Raw genomic sequence first — 23,776 nt, 5'->3', positions numbered from 1 at the left:
CTTTCAACCCTTGAGCGAGTTGAGTTCGTCGACGTTGATGTTCGACTTGTTGCGGAACAGCAGAACCAGCAGCGCCAGCCCGATGGCCGACTCGGCCGCGGCCACCGTCAGGATGAAGAACACGAAGATCTGGCCGTGCATGTCGCCCAGGAAGTGCGAGAACGCCACGAAGTTCATGTTGACCGCGAGCAGCATCAGCTCGATGGCCATCAGCAGGACGATCAGGTTCTTGCGGTTCAGGAAGATGCCGATCACGGACAGCGCGAAGAGCATCGCGCCGAGCGAAAGAAAGTGTCCGAGCGTGAGCGTCATGCCTTGTTTTCCTTTGCAGCGTCCGCAGCTTCAACCACAGGCTCGGCAGCACGCGTTGCCGGCATCTGCACGATGCGCACGCGGTCGCGCGCCTTCACGCGCACCTGGTCGGCCGGGTTGACGTACTTGCTGTCCTTGCGGGTGCGCAGCGTCAACGCGATGGCGGCCACGATGGCCACGAGCAGGATGACCGCGGCAATTTCCAGCGGGTAGAGGTATTCGGAGTAGAGCAGCTTGCCGAGTTCGAGCGTATTGGAAGTGTTGGCCCCCAACGCACCGGCAGCAGCGCGCGGCTCGCCGAGGCGGAAGCCGCCCATGAGCACGGCCGCCATTTCGAGCGCAATCAGCGCGCCCACGCCTGCCGCCAGCGGAAAGTGCTTCCAGAAGCCCTCCCGCAAGCCGTCGACGTTGATGTCCAGCATCATCACCACGAACAGGAAGAGCACCATCACGGCGCCCACATACACCAGCACGAGCGAGATCGCGAGGAACTCGGCGCGCAGCAGCAGCCAGATGGCCGATGCCTGGAAGAAGGCCAGAACCAGGTACAGCGCGGCGTACACGGGGTTGCGGGCGGTGATGACGCGGAACGCTGCAAACAGCAGCACCACGGCAAACAGATAGAACAGACCGGTCTTGACGTCCATTGGAATTCGAATTGGTACGGGGTTCGGGCTGGTCGGAATCAGCGGTACTTGGCGTCAGCCGCCTTGTTCGCTGCGATTTCTTTTTCGTAGCGATCGCCCACGGCCAGCAGCATGTCCTTGGTGAAGTACAGGTCGCCGCGCTTTTCGCCGTGATATTCGAAGATGTGCGTCTCGACGATCGAATCGACCGGGCAGCTCTCTTCGCAGAAGCCGCAGAAGATGCACTTGGTCAGGTCGATGTCGTAGCGCGTGGTGCGGCGCGAGCCGTCGTCGCGCACATCCGATTCGATGGTGATGGCCAGCGCCGGGCAGACGGCTTCGCAGAGCTTGCAGGCAATGCAGCGCTCTTCGCCGTTTTCGTAGCGGCGCAGCGCGTGCAGGCCGCGGAAGCGCGGCGACAGCGGCGTCTTCTCTTCGGGGAACTGCACCGTGATCTTGCGAGCGAAGGCGTACTTGCCGGTAATGGCCAGGCCCTTGAACAGCTCGAACAGCATGAAGCTGCCCAGGAAGTCCTTGAGCGAGAACGGCGCGGACGGTGTTGCGGTGTGCGCAGCAGACATGATGTTGGCGCTTCCTGTTATTTCCAGATGTTGAACGGCGTCTGCATCCAGCCACCGACCACGACCAGCCACACGAGGGTGACGGGAATGAAGATCTTCCAGCCCAGACGCATGATCTGGTCATAGCGGAAGCGCGGGAACGTCGAACGCACCCACAGGAACATGGTGACCACGCAGAAGGTCTTGAGGCCCAGCCAGATCCAGCCCGGAATGATGCTCAGGAACTCGAACGGCGGCAGCCATCCGCCGAGGAACAGCACCACGGTCAGGATCGAGACGAGCCACATGTTGGCGTACTCGGCCAGGAAGAACATCGCGAAGCTCATGCCCGAGTACTCGATCATGTGGCCGGCAACGATTTCGGACTCGCCTTCCACCACGTCGAACGGGTGGCGGTTGGTCTCGGCCAGGCCGGAGATGAAGTACACGACGAAGATCGGCAGCAGCGGCAGCCAGTTCCACGACAGGAAGCCGACGCCCATGTTGGCGAACATGCCCTTGCCTTGGACGTTCACGATCTCGCTCATGTTCAGGCTGCCGGTGACCATCAGCACCACGACGAAGCAGAAGCCCATCGCGATTTCGTAGCTCACCATCTGTGCCGAGGCGCGCAGCGCGCCCAGGAAGGCGTACTTCGAGTTCGAGGCCCAGCCGGCGATGATCACGCCGTACACCTCGAGCGAGGTGATGGCCATCACGAACAGCAGGCCGGCGTTGATGTTGGCCAGCGCCACGTCGGGGCCGAAGGGAATCACGGCCCATGCGGCGAGCGCCGGCATGATGGTCATGATCGGGCCCAGCAGGAACAGGCCCTTGTTGGCGACCGTCGGAAGAATGATTTCCTTGGTCATCAGCTTGAGCGCGTCGGCGATCGGCTGGAGCAGGCCCAGCGGTCCGATGCGGTTCGGGCCGATGCGGATCTGCGTGAAGCCGATGGCCTTGCGTTCCCACAGCGTGAGGTACGCCACAGCCAGCATCAGCGGGATCACGACCACGATGATCTTGATCAGCGTCCAGATCAGGGGCCAGACCACGGCGGTCCACCAGCCTGCGGCAACCAGCCCCTGGCCGAAGCCATGAATGGTGTCGACGATCATGCCAGTGCCTCCTCGGCACGCGCCGACACGTTCGATCCAGCCGATGCATTGCGCGCGTCGGCAGTCAGTTGCAGCGACGGTGCGCGGCGCACGATCGAGTCGAGCTGGTAGATGCTCGCGACCACGGGTGCAGCAGTTGCACCGCTGGAAGCGACGGCATTGGCGGAGGTGGCGTTGTTCAGCGCATTCGCCGGTACCGCGCCCTTGTCACCGATGGTGGCCAGCACCTCGGTGGTCGATTCGAACGCGAAGCCGGGCAGGCCCAGCAGGTTGGCCAGCACGCGCAGCACCTTCCACGCCGGACGCGTTTCGCCTTGCGGCTTCACGACGGCATGGAAACCTTGCAGGCGGCCTTCGGCATTGACGAAGGTACCGGGGGTTTCGGTGAAAGGAGCGATCGGGAGCAGCACGTCGCTGAACTCGAGGTTGGCCTTGAAGGGGCTCAGCGTGACGACCATTTGAGCATTGCCGATGACATCGGCAGCGGCGGCGCCAGCGGCCGAGTCGAACACCGGCTCGGTGTTCAGCAGCATCACAGCCTTCAGGCCGGAACCGGCAGCGAGCATGCGACCTGCATCGAGGCCGCCGTTCTTCGGAAAAGCGCCAACGATCTGCGCGCCAACGGTGTTGGCGGCTTCGGTCAGGTAGCCGACGGTGGCGCCCGTCTGCGCACCGATCCAGTTCGCCAGGGCCAGCAGGCTGCTGGCTTGTGCGTGATGGGCGGCGGCATTGCCGAGCAGGATGGCCTTGCGTTCACCGCTCAGCAGCGAAGCTGCGATGGCTTGCGCGGCGGCGTCAGGCGCGTTCTTCGGTGCCAGGGGCGCGGCTGCGCCATTGGTCTGGCCGATGGCGGCAGCAACTGCGGCCAGCGCCTCGACCCATTGGTCGGCTTCGACGATGGACGACTGCGCCACGTCGATGGCCCAGGCATCGCGGGCAGCCATCAGGCTGGCCGAAGTGATCACCGACAGCGCGGCGCCCTTGCGCACGGCCTGGCGGATGCGCTGTGCAAACAGCGGATGTTCCTTGCGCAGGTTCGAGCCGACGACCAGCGCGCGCTGCACTTGCGTGAGCGAAGCGATCGAGGTGCCGAGCCAGCGCACGCCTTCGAACGCCGTGAATTCGGCGTTGCGCAGGCGGTAGTCGATGTTGTCGCTGCCGAGTTCACGCGTGAGCAAGGCTGCGAGCTGCAGCTCCTCGAGCGTGCTGTGCGGGCTGACCAGCGTGCCGATGCTTTGCGCGCCGTGGTCGGCCTTGATCTGCTTGAGGCCATTGGCAACGTACTCGAGCGCCGTCTGCCAGTCGACCTGCTGCCACTGGCCGCCCTGCTTCAGCATGGGCTGCGTCAGGCGTTCCGGGCCGTTGAGCGCTTCGTACGAGAAGCGGTCGCGGTCGGCAATCCAGCATTCGTTGACGTCTTCGTTCTCGAGCGGTACCACGCGCATCACGCGGTTGTTCTTGACCTGGACGATCAGGTTGGCGCCGGTGGAGTCGTGCGGGCTCACCGACTTGCGACGCGACAGTTCCCACGTGCGGGCGCTGTAGCGGAAGGGCTTGCTCGTGAGCGCGCCGACCGGGCAGATGTCGATCATGTTGCCCGACAGTTCGGAGTCGACCGAGTCGCCGAGGAAAGTTTCGATTTCGGAGTGCTCGCCGCGGTGCGACATGCCGAGCTCCATCACGCCGGCCACTTCCTGGCCAAAGCGGACGCAGCGCGTGCAATGGATGCAGCGGCTCATTTCTTCCATGCTGATCAGCGGGCCCACGTCCTTGTGGAACACGACGCGCTTTTCTTCTTCGTAGCGCGAGGAAGAACCGCCGTAGCCAACGGCCAGGTCCTGCAACTGGCATTCGCCGCCCTGGTCGCAGATGGGGCAATCCAGCGGATGGTTGATCAGGAGGAACTCCATGACCGACTGCTGCGCCTTGATGGCCTTTTCGCTCTTGGTGCGAACGATCATGCCCTGCGTGACGGGCGTGGCACAGGCCGGCATCGGCTTGGGCGCTTTTTCCACGTCGACGAGGCACATGCGGCAGTTGGCCGCGATGCTGAGTTTCTTGTGATAGCAGAAGTGCGGGATGTACGTGCCCGCCTTGTCGGCCGCATGCATCACCATGCTGCCTTCGGTCACTTCGACCTTCTTGCCGTCGAGTTCGATTTCGATCATGAGTATGTTTCTTCTCGCGCTCAGGCCTTGACGGGCGCCGTCGGAACGTAGCCCGGGATCAGGGCTTCGAACTCGTGACGGAAGTGCTTGATCATGGCGCGCACCGGCATCGCTGCCGCATCGCCGAGCGCACAGATGGTGCGGCCCATGATGTCGCCGGCGACGGAGTCCAGCAGTTGCAGGTCGCTGGGTTTGCCCTGGCCGTTGTGGATGCGGTCCACCACGCGGTAGAGCCAGCCCGTGCCTTCGCGGCACGGCGTGCACTGGCCGCAGGACTCGTGCATGTAGAAGTACGAGAGGCGCTTGAGCGACTCGACCATCGAGCGGCTGTCGTCCATGACGATCACCGCGCCCGAACCGAGCATGGAGCCGGCCTTGGCGATGGAGTCGTAGTCCATGGTGCAGGCCATCATGATGTCGGCCGGCAGCACCGGCGCCGACGATCCGCCGGGGATCACGGCCTTCAGCGTGCGGCCCTTGCGCACGCCGCCGGCCAGCTCGAGCAGCTTGGAGAACGGCGTGCCCATGGGCACTTCGTAGTTGCCGGGCAGCTCGACGTCACCGCTCACCGAGTAGATCTTGGTACCGCCGTTGTTCGGCTTGCCGCATTCGAGGTAAGCCGGACCACCGTTGCGGATGATCCAGGGCACCGCCGCGAAGGTCTCGGTGTTGTTGATGGTGGTCGGCTTGCCGTACAGGCCGAAGCTGGCCGGGAACGGCGGCTTGAAGCGCGGCTGGCCCTTCTTGCCTTCGAGCGATTCGAGCAGCGCGGTTTCTTCGCCGCAGATGTAGGCGCCGAAGCCGTGGGCGGCGTGCAACTGGAAGTTGTACGTGCTGCCCATGATCTTGTCGCCGAGGTAGCCGGCGGCGCGCGCTTCTTCGAGGGCTTCCTCGAAACGGTCGTAGCTCTGGAAGATCTCGCCGTGGATGTAGTTGTAGCCCACGCTGATGCCCATCGCATACGCGGCGATGGCCATGCCTTCGATCACGATGTGCGGGTTGAACTGCAGGATGTCGCGGTCCTTGCACGTGCCCGGTTCGCCTTCGTCCGAATTGCAGACGAGGTACTTCTGGCCCGGGAACTGGCGGGGCATGAAGCTCCACTTCAGGCCGGTCGGAAAACCGGCGCCGCCACGGCCGCGCAGGCCCGAGGCCTTGACTTCGGCGATCACCTGGTCGGGCGTGAGGCCCTCGGTGAGGATCTTGCGCAGCGCCTGGTAGCCGCCGCGCGCCTCGTAGTCGGCCAGACGCCAGTTGGTGCCGTCAAGGCCCGCATAGATCTGCGGCTCGATGTGACGGTCATGGAAGCAGGTCTGGACGCCCGTCGCCTGGAACTGCTGGAGCACTTGTTCGGGTGACATCAGGCAGCCTCCCCTTTGGTGGAACCGCGCAGGCCTTCGATGAGCTGGTCGAGCTTCTCGTTGCTCATGAAGCTGCACATGGTACGGTCGTTGACCAGCATCACGGGCGAATCGGCGCAGGCGCCCAGGCATTCGCTCTGCTGCAGCGTGAACAGGCCGTCGGCCGTGGTCTCGCCCATCTTGATGCCGAGCTTCTTCTCGAGGTGCACGAGGGCGGTGACGCCATCGCGCAGCTGGCAAGGCAGGTTGGTGCACACGTTGAGCTTGAACTTGCCCACCGGATGCTGGTTGTACATGTTGTAGAAGGTCGTCACTTCATGCACGGCGATGGGCGCCATGCCGAGGTACTCGGCAATCTCGCGCTCGCGCTGCAGGCTGACGTAGCCCTCGTCCTGCTGGACGATGGCGAGGCAGGCCATCACGGCGGATTGCTTGCCTGCTTCGGGGTACTTGGCGACCTCGCGCGCAAAGCGCTCGAGGATCGTAGTCTTCAACGGCGCCGAGGGCGCCGCGTCATGGTGGGTCGAGGAAGTCGTCATTCGCTCTTTCTCACCTGTCGATCTCGCCGAACACGATGTCCATCGTGCCGATCACCGCGACAGCGTCGGCGATCATGTGACCGCGCGACATTTCGTCGAGGGCGGCGAGGTGCGGGAAACCAGGGGCGCGGATCTTCAGGCGGTACGGCTTGTTGGCGCCGTCGCTCACGAGATAGATGCCGAACTCGCCCTTCGGATGCTCGACGGCGGCATACGCTTCGCCTTCGGGCACGTGGAAGCCTTCGGTGAAGAGCTTGAAATGGTGGATCAGCTCCTCCATGTTCGCCTTCATCGATTCGCGCGCGGGCGCGGCGACCTTGTGGTTGTCAGTGATGACAGGGCCGGGGTTGGCACGCAGCCAGGCCGAGCACTGCTGGATGATCTTGTTGGCCTGGCGCATCTCTTCGACGCGGACCAGGTAGCGGTCGTAGCAGTCGCCGGTCTTGCCGACGGGCACGTCGAACTGCATCTGATCGTAGACGTCGTAGGGCTGCTTCTTGCGCAAATCCCATTCGATGCCCGAGCCGCGCAGCATGGGGCCGGTGAAGCCGAGATTCAGCGCGCGCTCCGGCGTGACCACGCCGATGCCCACGGTGCGCTGCTTCCAGATGCGGTTGTCGGTGAGCAGCGTCTCGTACTCGTCGACCATCTTCGGGAAGCGCTTGCAGAAGTCGTCGACGAAGTCGAGCAGCGAGCCCTGGCGGTTCTCGTTGAGCTTCTCGATAGCCTTCGCGTTCTTGATCTTGCTGACCTTGTACTGCGGCATTGCATCCGGCAGGTCGCGGTAGACGCCACCCGGACGGAAGTACGCCGCGTGCATGCGCGCGCCGGACACGGCTTCGTACATGTCGAACAGGTCTTCGCGCTCGCGGAAGCAGTAGATGAGCATGTTCATCGCACCGCAATCCAGACCGTGCGCACCGAGCCACAGCAGGTGATTCAGCAGGCGGGTGATCTCGGCGAACATCACGCGGATGTACTGCGCGCGGATCGGCACCTCGAGGCCCATCATCCGCTCGATGGCGAGGCAGTACGCGTGCTCGTTGCTCATCATCGACACGTAGTCGAGACGGTCCATGTACGGCAGCGACTGGATGAAGGTGCGCGATTCGGCAAGCTTCTCGGTCGCGCGGTGCAGCAGGCCGATGTGAGGGTCGGCGCGCTGGATCACTTCGCCGTCCAGCTCGAGCACCAGGCGCAGCACGCCGTGTGCCGCAGGGTGCTGGGGACCGAAGTTGAGTGTGTAGTTCTTGATTTCGGCCATATCAGTGCAAACCGCCGCCGTAGTTGTCTTCGCGGATCACGCGCGGGGTGATTTCGCGCGGCTCGATGGAAACCGGCTGGTAGACCACGCGCTTCTGTTCTTCGTCGTAACGCATCTCGACGTGACCCGACACCGGGAAGTCCTTGCGGAACGGATGGCCGATGAAGCCGTAGTCGGTCAGGATGCGGCGCAGGTCGTCGTGACCGTCGAACACGATGCCGTAGAGGTCGAAGGCTTCGCGCTCGAACCAGGTGGCGGCATTCCAGACGGGCTGCAGCGAATCGACCACAGGCAGGTCTTCGTTCGGCGCGAACACCTTCAGGCGCACGCGCTGGTTGAGGCTTACCGACAGCAGGTGCGTGACGACGCAGTAGCGTTCGCCCTGCCACTCACCTTCGCGGTAGTCGGAGTAGTCCATGCCGCAGAGGTCGATCAGCTGCTCGAAGCGGCAGCCGGGCGCATCGCGCAGCAGCAAGGCGGCTTCTATGTAGTCGGCGGCGCCGACCACCACGGTCACCTCTTCCAGGGCAAGCGTCACGCTCTTGGCCTTGGCGCCGAGCGTCTCGGCGATGGTGGCGCGCAGCACCTCCGGCGAAATTGCAAAGTCAGTCATCGTCGGCAATCCCTCAGGCGCGGGCAATGGTGTTGGTGCGGCGAATCTTCTGCTGCAACTGGATCACGCCGTAGAGCAAAGCCTCGGCGGTGGGCGGGCAACCCGGAACGTAGACATCGACCGGCACGATGCGGTCGCAGCCGCGTACGACCGAATAGCTGTAGTGGTAGTAACCACCGCCATTCGCACACGAACCCATCGACAACACCCAGCGCGGCTCGGGCATCTGGTCGTAGACCTTGCGCAAGGCCGGAGCCATCTTGTTGCACAGCGTGCCGGCCACAATCATCAGATCGGACTGACGTGGGCTGGGCCGAAACAGCATGCCGAAACGATCGATGTCGTAGCGGGCGGCGCCCGCGTGCATCATTTCCACCGCACAGCATGCGAGGCCGAAGGTCATCGGCCAGAGAGATCCGGTCTTCGCCCAATTCACCACCGAGTCGTAGGTGGTGGTGACGAAACCTTCTTTGAGAACGCCTTCAATGGCCATCGTGATTCCTTGTCATTCCCAGTCGAGCGCGCCTTTTTTCCACTCGTAGGCGAAGCCCACGACGAGGATGGCGAGAAAGATCATCATGGCCCAGAAGCCGACAGCACCGATCTCCTTGAGCGCAATGGCCCACGGAAAGAGAAAGGCAATTTCGAGATCGAACAGGATGAAGAGAATCGCAACGAGGTAGTAGCGCACGTCGAACTTCATGCGTGCGTCCTCGAAGGCTTCAAAGCCACACTCGTAGGGAGCGTTCTTTGCGGCGTCGGGCCTGTTGGGGCCGAGAATGTATCCGATGACCTGAGGGGCGACGCCTACGCCGACTCCGACCAGAATGAACAAAAGGACGGGGAGGTAGGAGTCGAGATTCATCGAGAGTTTTTCACCGCTTGCCACCGGCAAGAGAAGCCCCTGGATGAGGCTTTCTGCCGATGAGATTTGGTGCGGTCGGCGAGACTCGAACTCGCACAGCTTTCGCCACTACCCCCTCAAGATAGCGTGTCTACCAATTTCACCACGACCGCGGTTTTTGCTGCTCGGATGGCATGAGGTACCTGCAAGAGGCATTTGGCTTTCCGAACAGATTTAGAGTTTACCCTGAAATGAAGCCATTTCTCACAGGCAACTCATGAAAACGAGTTGATTACTTGCTCGGAATCTGACCCGCGCCCGAAACCGGGGCAGCAGGAGCCGAAGCAGGCGCACTGGGAGCCGCCGCACCAGGAATTTCACTCGCTGCACCAGAAGCCGGCGCGGCCGGTGCACCCACTGCAGCGCGCTCCAGAAGACTGCCGCCACCTGCAGGACGCGCGTGGCTGAAATAGGCCAGCAGCAGCGTGCATGCGAAGAACACCGCAGCAAGCACAGCCGTGGTGCGCGAGAGGAAGTTGGCACTGCCGCTGGCACCGAACAGGCTGCCGGCACTGCCGCTGCCGAAGGCCGCACCCATGTCGGCGCCCTTGCCGTGCTGGATCAGGATCAGGCCGATCATTGCGAGGGCCGTCAGCATCTGCACACCGACCAGTAGATTGAGGACCAGGTTCATTCGTTCTTACTCCTAAGTGATACAGCCGTTGCGCGTTCAGCGCGCAGCGGCGGAAATGATCTGCAGAAAATCGGGCGCCTTGAGCGAAGCGCCACCGATGAGGCCGCCATCGATGTCGGCCTGCGCCAGCAGTTCTGCGGCGTTGGCGGCGTTCATGCTGCCGCCATAAAGAATCTGGATGCCGGCTGCATGCTCGCTCGCTGCGTGATGCAGTTGCGCGCGCAGCACCGCATGCACCGCTTGCGCCTGCTCCGGCGTGGCCGTCTTGCCCGTACCGATGGCCCAGACAGGCTCGTACGCCACGACGATCTCGCTGATGCAATGACCGTTCACATGAATGACCGCTGCCAACTGACGCTTGACGACTTCTTCGGTCTGCCCTGCTTCGCGCTGTGCCAGCGTTTCGCCGACACAGACGATCGGTGTGATGCCATTGGCCAGCGCTGCCGCCGTCTTGGCCGCGACCGCTTCATCGGTCTCGCCGTGGTATTGCCGACGCTCGGAGTGACCGACGATGGCATAGCGCACGCCGAAGTCCTTCAGCATCGCCGCCGATTGCTCGCCGGTGAAGGCGCCTTGCGGATGAGCCGAAATGTCCTGCGCGCCCAGTGCCAGTGCCGGCGAACCCGCCAGCAGCGACTGCAGTTGCGCGAAGTACGGCGCAGGCGCGCACAGCGCCACATCGCAAGCCGCCGGACTTGCGGCCAGGCCTTGCTGCAAGGCCTTCACCAGCGCCTCGTTGGCAGCCAGGCTGCCGTTCATTTTCCAGTTGCCAGCGATCAGTTTCTTCTTGGTCGTCATCGCGTTCGTCTTCTCGTCACTCACCATGTCAGCACGATCTTGCCGATGTGCTGGTTCGATTCCATCAGCGCGTGAGCCTGGGCTGCGCCGCTGGGCTCGCCCGCCGCCGCAAAGATGCTGTGGATCACGGGCTTGATTGCGCCGCTTTCCAGCAGCGGCCACACCTTCTCGCGCAGGGCCTTGGCAATGGCGCCCTTGAACGCCACCGGCCGCGGACGCAGCGTCGAGCCGGTGATCGTGAGCCGCCTGCGCAGCACGAGGCCCGCATTGATCTCGCTCTTCACGCCGCCCTGCACTGCGATGATCACGAGCCGGCCATCTTCGGCCAGGCACTCGATCTCGCGCGCCACGTAGTCGCCGGCAACCATGTCGAGCACCACGTCCACACCCTTGCCACCGGTGAGCTTCTTCGCCTCTTCGACGAAGTCGCTCGTGCGGTAGTTGATGGCATGGTCGGCGCCGAGCTTCAGGCAGGCTTCGCACTTGTCGTCGCTGCCGGCCGTGACGATCACGGTCGCACCGAGCGCCTTGGCGATCTGGATCGCCGTGACGCCGATGCCGCTCGAGCCGCCCTGGATCAGCAGCGTCTCACCCTTTTGCAGGCGGCCGCGGTCGAACACATTGCTCCAGACGGTGAAGAAGGTCTCGGGCAGCGAAGCTGCATCGATGTCGCTCCACCCCTTGGGCACCGGCAGGCATTGCGCCACGGGCGCCACGCACAGCTCGGCATAGCCGCCACCGGCGATCAGCGCACAGACACGGTCACCAACCTTGAAGCCCGCCTCGGCCAGCGCCGCAACGTCACCCGAGACGATCTCGCCGGCCACTTCGAGGCCCGGCAGATCGGAAGCGCCCGGCGGCACGGGGTAGTGCCCCTTGCGCTGCAGCACGTCCGGGCGATTGACGCCACTTGCCGCCACACGGATCAGCAGTTCGCCCGCACCCGCTACCGGGTCGGGACGCTGCGCAACGCGCAGCACCTCGGGGGCACCGTACGAAGTGATTTCAATGGCTTTCATGGTCTTTCGGCCTCCAACGCCCGCAGATGGGGCGAAGCTTGATGTTCAAAAGATAGCAACGGCAGCCGGAGGACCGCCGTTGCGCCCTTCTTACTCCTGAGGCTCGCGCGGGGCTTGTTGCTGCTGCTCGCCGGCCGGAGCCTGCGGCTGCTCGTTGCGCGGCTGCTGTTGCTCGTTGTTGAAGCGCGGTGCGCGCTCGCCACGGTCACCACCGCGGTCGCCGCGATCGCCACGGTCACGGCGCTCGCCACGGTCACCGCGGTCTTCGCGCGGCGGGCGCTCGCTGTATTCCATGCCGGCCGGACGCTCGGTCAGGGCCTTCATGGACAGCTTGACGCGGCCCTTCTCGTCCGTTTCCAGAACCTTGACCTTGACGATCTGGCCTTCGCTCAGATAGTCGGTCACCTTCTCGACGCGTTCGTGCGCAATCTGGCTGATGTGCAGCAGGCCGTCCTTGCCGGGCAGCAGGTTGATGAGCGCGCCGAAGTCCAGGATCTTGGTGACCGGGCCTTCGTAGACCTTGCCGATTTCAACTTCGGCCGTGATCTGCTCGATGCGCTTCTTGGCCAGCTCGGCCTTTTCCGGATCGGTCGAAGCGATGGTGATGGTGCCGTCTTCGTCGATGTTGATCGTCGTGCCGGTTTCTTCCTGCAGGCCACGGATGACCGAGCCGCCCTTGCCGATCACGTCGCGGATCTTCTCGGGGTTGATCTTCAGCGTGGTCAGGCGCGGTGCGAAGCTGGAGACTTCGGCCTTGGCCTCGCCCATGGCTTCCTGCATCTTGCCCAGGATGTGCATGCGCGCTTCCTTGGCCTGCGCCAGTGCGACCTGCATGATTTCCTTGGTGATGCCCTGGATCTTGATGTCCATCTGCAGCGCGGTGATGCCGTTGGTGGTACCCGCAACCTTGAAGTCCATGTCGCCCAGGTGATCTTCGTCGCCCAGGATGTCGGTCAGCACCGCGAAGCGGTTGTCTTCCTTGATCAGGCCCATGGCGATGCCGGCCACGTGCGCCTTCATGGGCACGCCGGCGTCCATCATCGAGAGGCAGCCGCCGCAGACAGAAGCCATCGACGACGAGCCGTTCGACTCGGTGATTTCCGACACCACGCGAACCGTGTACGGGAATTCTTCCTTGTTCGGCAACACGGCGACGAGCGCGCGCTTGGCCAGGCGGCCGTGGCCGATTTCGCGGCGCTTGGTCGAGCCCATGCGGCCCACTTCGCCGGTGGCAAAGGGAGGCATGTTGTAGTGGAACAGGAAGCGGTCTTCGTATTCGCCGGCCAGCGCGTCGATGCGCTGTGCGTCGCGTTCGGTGCCGAGCGTGGTGATGACCAGCGCCTGGGTTTCACCGCGCGTGAACAGCGCCGAACCGTGGGTGCGGGGCAGCACCGAGTTGCGGATTTCGATGGGGCGCACGGTGCGCGTGTCGCGACCGTCGATGCGGGGCTCGCCCGACAGGATCTGGCTGCGCACGATCTTCGATTCGATGGCGAACAGCAGGTCACTGACCTTGCCGGAGTCGAACTCGGCGCCTTCGGCCTTCAGTGCCTCGAGCACACTGGCGTTGGCTTCGCGCAGGGCTTGCGTACGGGCTTGCTTGCTGCGAATTTGATAGACGGCGCGCAGCTTGTCTTCGGCCAGGCCCTTGACCTTGGCGACGAAGGCTTCGTCTTCGGCGGGAGCCTTCCAGTCCCACACCGGCTTGCCGGCGTCGCGCACGAGTTCATGGATTGCGTTGATGGCGATGTTGGCTTGCTCGTGGCCGAACACCACGCCGCCCAACATGATTTCTTCGCTTAGCTGCAGGGCTTCGGATTCGACCATCAGCACGGCGGATTGCGTGCCGGCGACGACGAGGTCCATCTGCGAATCCTTGCGAGCCGTCTGCCCCGGATTCAGCACGTACTGGCCGTTGATGTAGCCCACGCGGGCTGCACCGATCGGGCCGTTGAACGGCACGCCGGAGATCGACAGCGCGGCGCTCACGCCGATCATGGCGGCGATGTCGGCATCGACTTCGGGGTTGAGCGACACGGTGTGGATGACCACATGCACTTCGTTCAGGAAGCCTTCGGGGAACAGCGGGCGGATCGGGCGGTCGATCAGGCGGCTGGTCAGCGTTTCGTGTTCGCTGGGCTTGGCTTCGCGCTTGAAGAAGCTGCCGGGGATCTTGCCTGCGGCATAGGTCTTCTCGATGTAGTCGACGGTCAGCGGGAAGAAGTCCTGGCCGGCCTTGGCCGACTTGGAGGCAACCACGGTCGCGAGGATGACGGTGCCGTCGATGTCGACGAGCACGGCGCCGCTGGCCTGGCGGGCGATTTCACCCGTTTCCATGACGACGGTCTTGTCGCCCCATTGGAACGACTTGGTGACTTTGTTGAAGAGGCTCATGTTTTGCTCCTGTTTTGATAGCGGACTACACAGAGTCCGCAAGAGACGGAGGCTTCTCAGAACACGATGCCATTCCAGCGAAGCTCGGGGCGAACTTCATTGGAATGACACAGCTTCGCTCTGTTTGGGCACTCCGAAAGTGGATCGCGAAGTAAAAAACGCCTGAGCTAGCGGACTAACCCAGGCGTTTTTTCATGCGATTCGATTTACTTGCGCAGACCCAGCTTGGCGATCAGCGCGGTGTAACGGTCGGCGTCCTTGGACTTGAGGTAGTCGAGGAGCTTGCGGCGGCGGCTCACCATGCGCAGCAGGCCGCGACGGCCGTGGTGGTCCTTGGCGTGCGTCTTGAAGTGGGGGGTGAGCTCGTTGATGCGGGCGGTCAGCAGTGCGACTTGCACTTCGGGGCTGCCGGTGTCGTTGGCGGCGCGGGCGTTGTCCTTGACAACTTCTGCCTTGATGGAGGCTGCGATCATGTTGATTTCCTTGTTCCGGGATGTTTGACTTGCGGTGTGCGCTGGAACTGCACCCACCGTGCGCCTTGCGGCATGCAAAGCTTTGGAATTATAGCCCGACCGTCCTGATCGGGCTTTCAGGCCCCCTTGAGGGCCTTCCATCGAGCGAAGCCAGCCCCACGGCGCCCAGCACGCAGGCTGCCCCGCCGATCTGCGCCAGGCTGATGCTTTCGCCCAGCCAGAGCGCGGCCAGCGCCAGCGCCGAAACCGGTAGAACGGCAGTGAAAAGCGCCGCCTCGGCCCCGCGCAGCCGGGAAGATCCGGCAAACCACAGCACGAAGCCCAGCACCGTCGGCACCAGCGCGTAGTAGGCGACGCCAGCCAGCGCCTCCGCCGGCAAGGGGTGCTCCCAGGCTCGCTCGAACAGCGCCGGCACCAACGACAGGAGCAACCCGAAGGCCGTCATCAGCGTCGACAGCGCCAGCGGACGCACCGGCACCCGCAGGCGCTTGTTGAGCAGGATGAACATCGCCTCGCAAACCACCGCGCCCAAAACCAGCAGGTTGCCGATCAGCGCCGCCGGGGATTTTGAGTCCCCCGCCGAAGCCTGGCTCGCCCCGGGCCAGCTGATCGCCAGCACCCCCGCCGTCGCCAGCACGATGCTGCCCACCAGAAACCGCCCCGGCCGCTCGCGCAGCGCAATCACCGCCACCAGCGCCGCCACAGCCGGCAAGGTGCCCGCCACCACGCCCGCACTGGCTGCCGGCGCCCAGCGCACGCCCAGGATCAGCAGCACGGTGTAGCCCACGCTCCCCAGCCCCGCCTGGCACACCAGCAGCGCCAGATCCCGCCGGCCGGGCCGCGGCCACGGCGTGCGGGTCAGCCGCAGCAGCACAAGGAACACCGGCAGCGCCATCGCGAACCGCAGCGCGGTCGCGGTGAACGGCGGCAGCCCGCCCGCGATGACCTTGCTGGCCACCACCGTGCTGCCGACCGTGACCATCGCCAGCGCGCACAGCGCCATCCCCTTCAACCGTTGCGACAACATGCAGAGCCTTTCGCTTTCGAGAAAAGCCCGAGCTTCGCGGCCCCGGCGCGCCGCGTCTTGAACGAAATTGCAGCCGGCTCAGCCCTTGCCGGGTTGTTGTTCCGCCAGCCAGTTGCGCAACCGCTCCACGCCCTTCACCAGCCGCTGCGGGTCTTTCGACGCAAAGCACCAGCGCAGCCAGCCCTGCGCTTCAGGTGCGAAGGCGTTGCCCGGCGCGAGCCCCAGGCCCGCCTCTGCCACCAGCCGCTTGGCCACTTCGAGCGAATCGCCGAAGCCTTCGAGCCGGAAGAAGGCGTACATGCCGCCCTTGGCCGAGGCCACCTGCACGCCCGGCAGCGCCGCCAGCAGCGGCACCAGCGTGTCGCGGCATTGCTTCAGGTGCGCCACCACGCGCGGCGTGATCTCGCTCGTGTGCTCGATGGCGGTGATGGCGGCGCGCTGCGTGAACACGCTGGCGCACGAGGTGTTGAACTCGATCAGCTTGCCGATGCCGTCCACCATCGACGGCGGCAGCACCAGCCAGCCGAGGCGCCAGCCCGTCATCAGGAAGCTCTTCGAGAAGCTGTGCGTGACGACGAGGCGGTCGTCAGGCTTCGAGATGTCGAGGAAGCTCGGCGCGCAGCCATTGGGCGTCGGCTCGTAGTACAGCCGCTCGTACACCTCGTCGGCCAGGATCCATGTGCCGGTCTGGCGGCAATGGTCGAGCACGGCCTGCTGCTCGTCGCGCGTCATGGTCCAGCCCGTGGGGTTGTTCGGCGCGTTGACGATCAGCAGCTTCGTCTTCGACGTGACCGCTGCGCGCAACGCGGGCAGGTCGAGCGTCCACTGGCCCTTCACCGGCACCAGCGACAGCGTGCGCACATGCGCGCCCATGATCGCGGGCTGCGCCGTCAGGTTGGGCCACACCGGCGTCACGGCGACCACTTCGTCGCCCGCATCGACCAGCGCCTGCACCGCGAGCATCAGCGCGCTCACGCCGCCCGAGGTGACGGCGATGCGCGAGGCATCGACCGCCGGATGCAGCCCGCTGGTGTAGCGCGCGATGGCTTCGCGCAGTTCGGGCAGGCCGAGGTTGTGGGCGTAGAAGGTTTCGCCCCGCTGCAGCGACTCGATGGCCGACTGGCGGATCACCTCGGGAGTGACTTCGTCGCTTTCGCCGAACCAGAAGGCCAGCACGTCGTCGCGGCCCATGCCGGCATTGGCGACTTCGCGGATCTTCGATGCTTCGAGGTTGTGGATGGCTTCACGCATGTCTGGTTGTCCTGTTCATCATCGTCATCAAGGTCTCTTCATCTTGCACGAGGTCGGCAGCTCGGCGCGCTCGGGGGCGATGGTCTTGACCACCCGAAAGCCGTAGCCGGAGCCTTCGACGTCGAACTGCACGCCCGGCCTGCCCTGCCTGTCCATCACGCCGACCACGAGCTGCTGCTGGAACTGGTGGTCCGCAGCGCGCATGCGCCCGCGCTGGCCGTACAGGCTCACGTCGGCCTGCTCCAGCGCGCGTGCCACAGGCACCGCGTCGACACTGCCCGCGCGTTCGATGGCCTGTACGAGCGCTTCGATCATCAGCGCCAGCCGCATGTGCACATAGTCTTCGGCTGGCTTCGGAAAGCGCGCGCGGAAGGCGCGGTAGAAGGCTTCGGACTGCGTCGTCTGCACGTTGGGCAGCCAGTCGGCCACCGCGATCACGCGTCCGATGCCCGCATCGCCGATGGCTGCGGGCGCACCGAGCGCATTGCCGTAGAAGGTATAGAAGGTGCCGTTGAAGCCCGCTTCGCGCGCCGCCTTCACCAGCAGCGTGAGGTCGTTGCCCCAGTTGCCCGTGACCACGGCCTGCGCACCACTCGCGATGATCTTGGTGGCATAGGGCGCAAAGTCTTTCACCTTGCCCATCGGGTGCAGTTCGTCGCCGACGATCTCCACGTCGGGCCGCTGTGCGCCAAGCTGCCGGCGCGCCTCGCGCAGCACGGCCTGGCCGAAGCTGTAGTCCTGTCCGATCAGGTAGACGCGCTTGAGCGCTGCGTCGTCCTTCACCACGTCCATCAGCGCGGCCACGCGCATGTCGGCATGGGCGTCGAAGCGAAAGTGCCAGAAGCTGCAGCGCTCGTTCGTGAGCACCGGGTCGACCGCCGCGTAGTTGAGGAAGATCACGCGCCGCGACGGGTCGCGCTCGTTGTTCTTGTCGATGGCATCGACCAGCGCCGCGGCCGTGGCCGACGAGTTGCCCTGCAGCACGATGCGCGCGCCGTCGTCCATCGCGGCGCGCAGCGCGGAGAGCGCTTCTTCGTTCTGCCCCTTGCTGTCGTAGCGGTCGAGCTGCAGGGGCCGCGCGCCGCCGGGCAGCTTGATGCCGCCGCGCGCATTCACGCGCTCCACCGCCCACAGCAGATTGCGGAACACGGCCTCGCCGGTGTTGGCGAAGGGGCCGCTCATGCTTTCGATGAGTGCCAGGCGAATGGGCGCAGGTGGCGATGAAACCGATGCTTGTGCCAGCGCGGCGAAGGGCCTCGCGCATAGCGCCAGCGCCGCGAATTTCAAGGCCTCGCGACGCCAAATAAAGGGGGGATTCATTGTCTTGAAACGCGTGCCGCGGGGCCTAGATGAGGTGTCAAGCGGCACTCACGATTGAACGGCCGCGCAGTGTAAGGGACACACATTCCTTGTCCCCATTGTGTTGATTCAGGAGTTCTTCATCATGTTTTTCGCCCCCACCCTTCGCACCGCCCGCTTCGCTCCCCGCGCCTATGACCGCTCGTTCGAACGCTTCGTGAACGATGCCTTCGCCGGTGCCCGCCGCTCGCCGCTGGTCGAGCAGGACGACAAGAGCTGGACCCTCTCGCTCGACGTGCCGGGTTTCACGCGCGAAGACCTCGCGATCAGCATCGAAGGCGCCGTGCTGCGCATCGACAGCAAGGCCGAAGCCAAGCGCCAGTTCAAGGCCGCCTACGAGCTGCCGCAGGACATCGACGTGGCCACCAGCGAAGCAAAGCTCGAGAACGGCGTGCTCACGCTGAAGCTCGGCAAACTGGTCCCCGTGAGCCAGGCCACTCAGTTACAAATCAACTAATTTGGCCTATGCCCACAAGAGGAAAATGTTAGTTAAGGCCTCGTTTTGACTTTAAACGAGCACCTTATTCACAATAGCGCTAGATAACGTCACATGATGTGACGTTTTCTTAGAACTTTCTTCTTCGTGGGCGTCTCGTAAACGCACCGAACTCGCTACGGTGCGGTTCGGGTGCCCCAAAGGCACCATGAAAACGCACCTTCAATCCGCCAACCCCAACGAACAATCCGACACGCTCCTGGTGTTCCTGCCCGGGGCGTACCTGAAGCCCGACGAGTTCGAGCGCGAAGGGTTCATCGCAGCTGTGCGCGAACGCCATCTGGCGGCCGACTCCCTGTTGGTGGACGCGGATGTTTCCTACTACTACGAACAGACGCTGAGCGATCGCCTCCACACCGAGGTCATCGAGCCGCAGCGCGCCAAGGGCTACAAGTCGATCTGGCTCGTGGGCATTTCCATCGGCGGCTTCGGTGCGCTCATTCACGAACTGGCGCGGCCGGGGTCGGTGGACGGCATCGTGGCGCTCGCGCCCTACCTGGGACGCCGGGTGCTCGGCGCGGAGATCAAGAAGGCCGGCGGCCTGCGCACCTGGCAGGCGCCTACCGGGCCGCAGCCCGACGAAGAGCCCGACCGCAAGCTCTGGCCCTTCTTCCAGCAGTACCTGGAAGCCCAGCCGTCGCAGAACCTGCCGCCGCTGTACCTGGGCTTCGGGCTCGACGACCGCTTTGCCAGCAACCACAAGCTGCTGGCCGACGCCCTGCCGCCGGGGCGCGTCTTCACGACCGAGGGTGGCCACGACTGGCCGCAGTGGCGCCAGCTGTGGCGCAATGTGCTCGACGTGCTGCCGCTGCCGGCAATCGGCCGATCAAAGCAACTGCTTACGCAGTCTCCGGTAGCGAAGCCATGGGCCATCGCGGCCTGACGTCGAAGGCATAGCGCTCGCTCGCCTGCGACAGCCCTGACTGCAGCCGCATTGCCGCAGCCATGGCGATCATCGCGCCGTTGTCGGTGCACAGGTGCAGCTCCGGGTAGTGCACGCGCACCTTGCGCTTCGCGCACGCAGCGTTCAGCTGTTCGCGCAGATTCCTGTTGGCTCCCACTCCTCCCGCCACCACCAGGCGCTTGAGCCCGGTCTGGTCGAGCGCGGCAAGCGACTTCTTCAGCAGCACCTCGACGATGGCCGCCTGCGTGGACGCTGCCAAGTCGGCCTTGTTCGCTTCGAGCTGGTCGCCGAGTTTCTTGGCCTGCGTGAGCACGGCCGTCTTCAGGCCGGCAAAGGAAAAATCGAGATCGCCGCTGTGCAGCAGCGGCCGCGGCAGCTTGAAGGCCGTGGCACTGCCGCCTTCGGCCAGCTTCGCGAGCCACGGCCCGCCGGGGTACGGCAGGCCCATGAGCTTGGCGCTCTTGTCGAAGGCCTCGCCGGCTGCGTCGTCGATGGTCTCGCCGAGCAGCTCGTAGCGGCCCACGCCGTCCACCCGCATCAGCTGGGTGTGGCCGCCCGACACGAGCAGCGCGACGAACGGAAACTCCGGCGGATCGGCGCTCAGGAACGGCGAAAGCAGATGCCCTTCGAGGTGATGCACGCCCAGCACCGGCTTGCCCAGCGCCACGCCCAGCGCACAGGCCACGCCGGCGCCCACCAGCAGCGCGCCCGCCAGGCCCGGCCCGCGCGTGTAGGCCACCACGTCGATCTCGCCCAGCGTGCGGCCGGCTTCGGCCATGACGGCTTCGGTCAGCGGCAGCACGCGGCGTATGTGATCGCGGCTGGCCAGTTCAGGCACCACGCCGCCGTAAGCCTGGTGCATGGCGATCTGGCTGTGCAGCGCGTGCGAAAGCAGCAGCGGCAGCGCGTCGCCGTGCGACTCGACCAGCGCCACGCCGGTTTCATCGCAGGATGATTCGATTCCCAACAAGAGCATGCCGCCGAGTGTAGGCGGCGCCCTCCCCCGGCACCCGCGAAGGGGCAAACGGAGGCGCTCTCCACTCCCCGAGGCACGGATGTTGCGTTGACCATGCCAGAGCCCCGCGCCCTCCCACCATGAAATCCGGACTGAGTTTTCTGATCGCTGCCCGTCGCTGCGAAATCGACGAGCTGGATCAGCTCGCCCGCACCAGCGAACTGGTGAGCCTGATCGGCCGCCTCGTCCACGCGCTGCAGCGCGAGCGGGGCATGTCGAACATGTTCCTCACCTCTCGCGGCGCCCGCTTCGCCGACCAGCGCGGCCCGCAGATCGCCGAATGCATCGCGCTGGAGCAAGAGGTGCGCGCCGGCTTCGACCAGCTCGAGGCCGACAACCACCGCGGCGCGGGCGCCGGCAACAGCGCGCGCCTGTTCAGCCGCATCGCATGGGTGCTCCCCGGGCTGGACGCCCTGCCCGGCCTGCGCCGCCGCATCGATGCGCTCGAACTGAAGCCGGCGCAGTCCACCGCCGCGTTCGCCAAGCTCGTCGCCGGCCTGCTGTCGGTGGTGTTCGAGGCGGCCGACGGCGCCACCGACCCCGAGATCTCGCGCCTGCTGGTCGCGATGTTCAACTTCATGCAGGGCAAGGAATTCGCCGGCCAGGAGCGCGCCTTCGGCTCCGCCGCGCTGGCGCTGGGCCGCAGCGACGAGGCGCAGCGCCTGCAGTGGCTGCACCTGATCGAATCGCAGGAGCGCTGCTTCCAGGTGTTCACCGATTTCTCCGGTGAGGCGGTGCTCGCGCTGTGGCGCAACAGCCAGCCCGATGCCGAAGTGGCCGAGCTCGAACGCATCCGCCGGCGCGGCGCCGCCTCCACGCCGGCTGACGTGCCGCTCAGCCAGGCCTGGTTCGACTGCTGCACCCGCCGCATCGACGCCATGAAGATCGTCGAAGACCGCCTGGCCGCCGACCTGCGCGCGCTGTGCGAGCGAAAGACCGTGCAGGCGCGCAGCGAGCTGCAGGAATACCGGCAGTTGCTCGACACGCTGGCCCCGCAAGCCGGCGCCCTGTTCTTCGACGACGCCGATGCGCAGTCGGCCGCTCCCGCCCAGTTCGGCCGCCATCTCGAACGCTCGGTGCTCGACATGGTCCAGGAACAGTCGCACCGCCTGCAGGCCATGAGCGACGAACTCGAAACCGTGCGCGCCTCACTCAACGAACGCAAGATCGTCGAACGCGCCAAGGGCCTGCTGATGGCGCACCGCCGGCTCAGCGAAGAAGACGCGCACAAGATGCTGCGCCAGACCGCCATGAACCAGAAACGGCGGCTGGTCGACGTGGCCGAGTCGATGCTGGCAATGGCCGACTACCTGCCCATGCTCGACCGCGCGCCGCCGCGCTGAAGCGGTCCGGACCGTTCAACTTGGTGCAGTGCACAACAACCGTGCCATCCGGCGCTTCCCGGCCTGATCGGGCCCTCTCCCATGCTGTGCGGCCGCACCCCGCTACTTTCTTGATAGCAGCTCATGGCACCTGAAGGCTGGCACACCGCTTGCAAGCAATAAGTTCGTAGGCCCCTCAATGGGTCTTCAGGCAGGCGGCACCCAACGGCGGGTGTCTCCCACCGAACCGGACAAAGGCGTCCCCATCCCGCAAGGGCTCGTTTTCGAGCAGCCCCTGCGCGGTGCGGACGCCTTTTCGTTTTTGTCTTTCTTGTTTGTTTGTCTTCAACCGGAGCCCCGCCCCATGACCGACCTGCTCAAAACCCGCCTCAGCCGACGCCGCGTATTGCAAGCCGCTGCCATCGGCGCCGTCGGCATCGACCCGGCGCTGCGCGCCGCCGTCTGGGCCCAGGGCTCGGACAAGCCCGAGAAGGAAGAAGTGAAGATCGGCTTCATCCCGCTGACCGACTGCGCCAGCGTGGTGATGGCCTCGGTGCTCGGCATCGACAAGAAGTACGGCGTGAAGATCGTCCCCAGCAAGGAAGCCAGCTGGGCCGGCGTGCGCGACAAGCTGGTCAACGGCGAGCTCGACATGGCGCACGTGCTCTACGGCCTCGTCTACGGCGTGCACCTCGGCGTGAGCGGCCCCAAGAAGGACATGGCCGTGCTCATGACGCTCAACAACAACGGCCAGGCCATCACGCTGTCGAAGAAGCTCTCGGACAAGGGCGCGGTCGATGCGGCCTCGCTCGCCAAACTCATCGCCAGCGAGAAGCGCGAATACACCTTCGCGCAGACCTTCCCCACCGGCACGCACGCCATGTGGCTCTACTACTGGCTCGCCTCCGCCGGCATCGACCCGTTCAAGGACGTGAAGAACATCACCGTGCCGCCCCCGCAGATGGTGGCCAACATGCGCGTGGGCAACATGGACGGCTACTGCGTGGGCGAACCCTGGGGCCAGCGCGCGATCATGGACGGCATCGGCATCACGGCCATCACCACGCAGGACATCTGGAAGGACCACCCCGAGAAGGTGCTCGGCACCACGGCCGAGTTCACCAAGAAATACCCGAACACCGCGCGCGCCGTGACCGCCGCCATCCTCGAGGCCGGCAAGTGGATCGACACCGGCCTGCAGAACAAGAACAAGATGGCCGAGACCATCGCCGACAAGAGCTACGTCAACACCAGCGTGGACGCCATCAACCAGCGCATCCTGGGCCGCTACACCAACGGCCTGGGCAAGAGCTGGGACGACCCCAACCACATGAAGTTCTACAACGGCGGCGCCGTGAACTTCCCGTACCTGTCGGACGGCATGTGGTTCCTCACGCAGCACAAGCGCTGGGGCCTGCTGAAGGAACACCCCGACTACCTGAAGGTGGCCACCGAGATCAACCGCATCGACATCTACAAGCAGGCTGCCGCAGCCACGCAGACGCCGGTGCCCAAGGAAACGATGCGCACCAGCAAGCTGTTCGACGGCTCGGTCTGGGACGGCAAAGACCCGAAGAAGTACGCCGAGTCGTTCAAGCTTCATGCATAGGGAGAAC

The 23,776-nt window shown here is 64.8% G+C and carries 24 protein-coding genes and 1 tRNA gene; 4 read left to right on the top strand and 21 right to left on the bottom strand.

Annotated features, from left to right (window positions below; genetic code table 11):
* Positions 1-3: 3 nt before the first annotated feature.
* From nuoK to AC07O3_RS28915, 20 genes are all read right to left on the bottom strand, one after another.
* Positions 4-312: an NADH-quinone oxidoreductase subunit NuoK gene (nuoK, locus tag AC07O3_RS29010; protein ID WP_019653383.1), complete on the bottom strand. Its 309-nt coding sequence runs from the start codon at positions 310-312 to the stop codon at positions 4-6.
* A complete protein-coding gene (locus tag AC07O3_RS29005) occupies positions 309-959 on the bottom strand; it encodes an NADH-quinone oxidoreductase subunit J (protein ID WP_093057845.1) in 651 nt (216 codons plus the stop codon). The genes nuoK and AC07O3_RS29005 overlap by 4 nt, the downstream gene beginning before the upstream one ends.
* A 38-nt stretch (positions 960-997) precedes the next feature.
* Positions 998-1,519: an NADH-quinone oxidoreductase subunit NuoI gene (gene nuoI, locus AC07O3_RS29000; protein ID WP_042579825.1), complete on the bottom strand. Its 522-nt coding sequence runs from the start codon at positions 1,517-1,519 to the stop codon at positions 998-1,000.
* A gap of 17 nt (positions 1,520-1,536) precedes the next feature.
* The gene (nuoH, locus tag AC07O3_RS28995; protein WP_371127400.1) at positions 1,537-2,616 is read right to left on the bottom strand and encodes an NADH-quinone oxidoreductase subunit NuoH; all 1,080 of its coding nucleotides are present in this window, start codon (positions 2,614-2,616) and stop codon (positions 1,537-1,539) included.
* Positions 2,613-4,784, bottom strand: coding sequence for an NADH-quinone oxidoreductase subunit NuoG (gene nuoG / locus AC07O3_RS28990; RefSeq protein WP_093079912.1), 2,172 nt, complete (start codon positions 4,782-4,784; stop codon positions 2,613-2,615). Before nuoG ends, nuoH begins: the two co-directional genes overlap by 4 nt.
* A gap of 20 nt (positions 4,785-4,804) precedes the next feature.
* Positions 4,805-6,145: an NADH-quinone oxidoreductase subunit NuoF gene (nuoF, locus tag AC07O3_RS28985; RefSeq protein ID WP_093057847.1), complete on the bottom strand. Its 1,341-nt coding sequence runs from the start codon at positions 6,143-6,145 to the stop codon at positions 4,805-4,807.
* The gene (locus AC07O3_RS28980; RefSeq protein WP_093079910.1) at positions 6,145-6,684 is read right to left on the bottom strand and encodes an NADH-quinone oxidoreductase subunit NuoE family protein; all 540 of its coding nucleotides are present in this window, start codon (positions 6,682-6,684) and stop codon (positions 6,145-6,147) included. The genes nuoF and AC07O3_RS28980 overlap by 1 nt, the downstream gene beginning before the upstream one ends.
* A gap of 10 nt (positions 6,685-6,694) precedes the next feature.
* Positions 6,695-7,948 (bottom strand): NADH-quinone oxidoreductase subunit D, encoded by a 1,254-nt coding sequence (locus tag AC07O3_RS28975; RefSeq protein ID WP_093057849.1) that lies wholly within the window; start codon positions 7,946-7,948, stop codon positions 6,695-6,697.
* A gap of 1 nt (position 7,949) precedes the next feature.
* Complete coding sequence (locus AC07O3_RS28970; protein WP_093057850.1) at positions 7,950-8,561, bottom strand: NADH-quinone oxidoreductase subunit C; 612 nt, start codon at positions 8,559-8,561, stop codon at positions 7,950-7,952.
* A 13-nt stretch (positions 8,562-8,574) separates the two neighbouring features.
* Entirely contained in the window at positions 8,575-9,054 is a 480-nt protein-coding gene (locus tag AC07O3_RS28965; protein WP_007837763.1) for a NuoB/complex I 20 kDa subunit family protein, read from the bottom strand.
* 12 nt (positions 9,055-9,066) lie between these two features.
* Positions 9,067-9,426 (bottom strand): NADH-quinone oxidoreductase subunit A, encoded by a 360-nt coding sequence (locus tag AC07O3_RS28960; RefSeq protein WP_012748607.1) that lies wholly within the window; start codon positions 9,424-9,426, stop codon positions 9,067-9,069.
* 67 nt (positions 9,427-9,493) lie between these two features.
* Positions 9,494-9,578: transfer RNA gene (locus AC07O3_RS28955), tRNA-Leu, on the bottom strand.
* Between the two features lie 119 nt (positions 9,579-9,697).
* Positions 9,698-10,099 carry a preprotein translocase subunit SecG gene (gene secG, locus AC07O3_RS28950; protein WP_495340941.1) on the bottom strand — a complete coding sequence of 134 codons (402 nt, stop codon included), beginning with the start codon at positions 10,097-10,099 and terminating at the stop codon, positions 9,698-9,700.
* A 36-nt stretch (positions 10,100-10,135) separates the two neighbouring features.
* The gene (tpiA, locus tag AC07O3_RS28945; RefSeq protein WP_007837775.1) at positions 10,136-10,900 is read right to left on the bottom strand and encodes a triose-phosphate isomerase; all 765 of its coding nucleotides are present in this window, start codon (positions 10,898-10,900) and stop codon (positions 10,136-10,138) included.
* A 20-nt stretch (positions 10,901-10,920) separates the two neighbouring features.
* A complete protein-coding gene (locus tag AC07O3_RS28940) occupies positions 10,921-11,919 on the bottom strand; it encodes an NAD(P)H-quinone oxidoreductase (protein WP_495340940.1) in 999 nt (332 codons plus the stop codon).
* 90 nt (positions 11,920-12,009) lie between these two features.
* A complete protein-coding gene (pnp, locus tag AC07O3_RS28935) occupies positions 12,010-14,313 on the bottom strand; it encodes a polyribonucleotide nucleotidyltransferase (RefSeq protein ID WP_093057854.1) in 2,304 nt (767 codons plus the stop codon).
* 206 nt (positions 14,314-14,519) lie between these two features.
* Entirely contained in the window at positions 14,520-14,786 is a 267-nt protein-coding gene (rpsO, locus tag AC07O3_RS28930; RefSeq protein ID WP_007837783.1) for a 30S ribosomal protein S15, read from the bottom strand.
* A gap of 88 nt (positions 14,787-14,874) precedes the next feature.
* Entirely contained in the window at positions 14,875-15,810 is a 936-nt protein-coding gene (locus tag AC07O3_RS28925) for a DMT family transporter (protein ID WP_495341002.1), read from the bottom strand.
* 81 nt (positions 15,811-15,891) lie between these two features.
* Positions 15,892-17,064 carry a pyridoxal phosphate-dependent aminotransferase gene (locus tag AC07O3_RS28920; protein ID WP_495340939.1) on the bottom strand — a complete coding sequence of 391 codons (1,173 nt, stop codon included), beginning with the start codon at positions 17,062-17,064 and terminating at the stop codon, positions 15,892-15,894.
* A 27-nt stretch (positions 17,065-17,091) separates the two neighbouring features.
* A complete protein-coding gene (locus AC07O3_RS28915) occupies positions 17,092-18,384 on the bottom strand; it encodes a branched-chain amino acid ABC transporter substrate-binding protein (RefSeq protein WP_495340938.1) in 1,293 nt (430 codons plus the stop codon).
* Positions 18,385-18,508: 124 nt separating this feature from the next.
* Between AC07O3_RS28915 and AC07O3_RS28910 the strand changes: the two genes are divergently transcribed.
* A complete protein-coding gene (locus tag AC07O3_RS28910; RefSeq protein ID WP_093057925.1) occupies positions 18,509-18,880 on the top strand; it encodes an Hsp20/alpha crystallin family protein in 372 nt (123 codons plus the stop codon).
* A 187-nt stretch (positions 18,881-19,067) separates the two neighbouring features.
* Positions 19,068-19,802, top strand: a complete 735-nt coding sequence (locus AC07O3_RS28905) for an alpha/beta hydrolase-fold protein (RefSeq protein WP_093057858.1) — start codon at positions 19,068-19,070, stop codon at positions 19,800-19,802.
* On the opposite strand, the gene tsaD is transcribed toward AC07O3_RS28905, so the two are convergent.
* Entirely contained in the window at positions 19,759-20,799 is a 1,041-nt protein-coding gene (gene tsaD, locus AC07O3_RS28900; protein WP_093057859.1) for a tRNA (adenosine(37)-N6)-threonylcarbamoyltransferase complex transferase subunit TsaD, read from the bottom strand. The two genes, AC07O3_RS28905 and tsaD, sit on opposite strands and share 44 nt — an antisense overlap.
* Positions 20,800-20,918: 119 nt before the next feature.
* On the opposite strand from tsaD, the gene AC07O3_RS28895 reads away from it, so the two are divergent.
* Complete coding sequence (locus tag AC07O3_RS28895; RefSeq protein ID WP_495340937.1) at positions 20,919-22,181, top strand: nitrate- and nitrite sensing domain-containing protein; 1,263 nt, start codon at positions 20,919-20,921, stop codon at positions 22,179-22,181.
* A 343-nt stretch (positions 22,182-22,524) separates the two neighbouring features.
* Positions 22,525-23,769 carry a CmpA/NrtA family ABC transporter substrate-binding protein gene (locus AC07O3_RS28890; RefSeq protein WP_093079892.1) on the top strand — a complete coding sequence of 415 codons (1,245 nt, stop codon included), beginning with the start codon at positions 22,525-22,527 and terminating at the stop codon, positions 23,767-23,769.
* Positions 23,770-23,776: the final 7 nt, after the last annotated feature.

It is taken from the genome of Variovorax sp. GW821-FHT09D05 (genome assembly GCF_059416325.1).
This window is presented reverse-complemented; position numbering and strand designations above follow the sequence as displayed.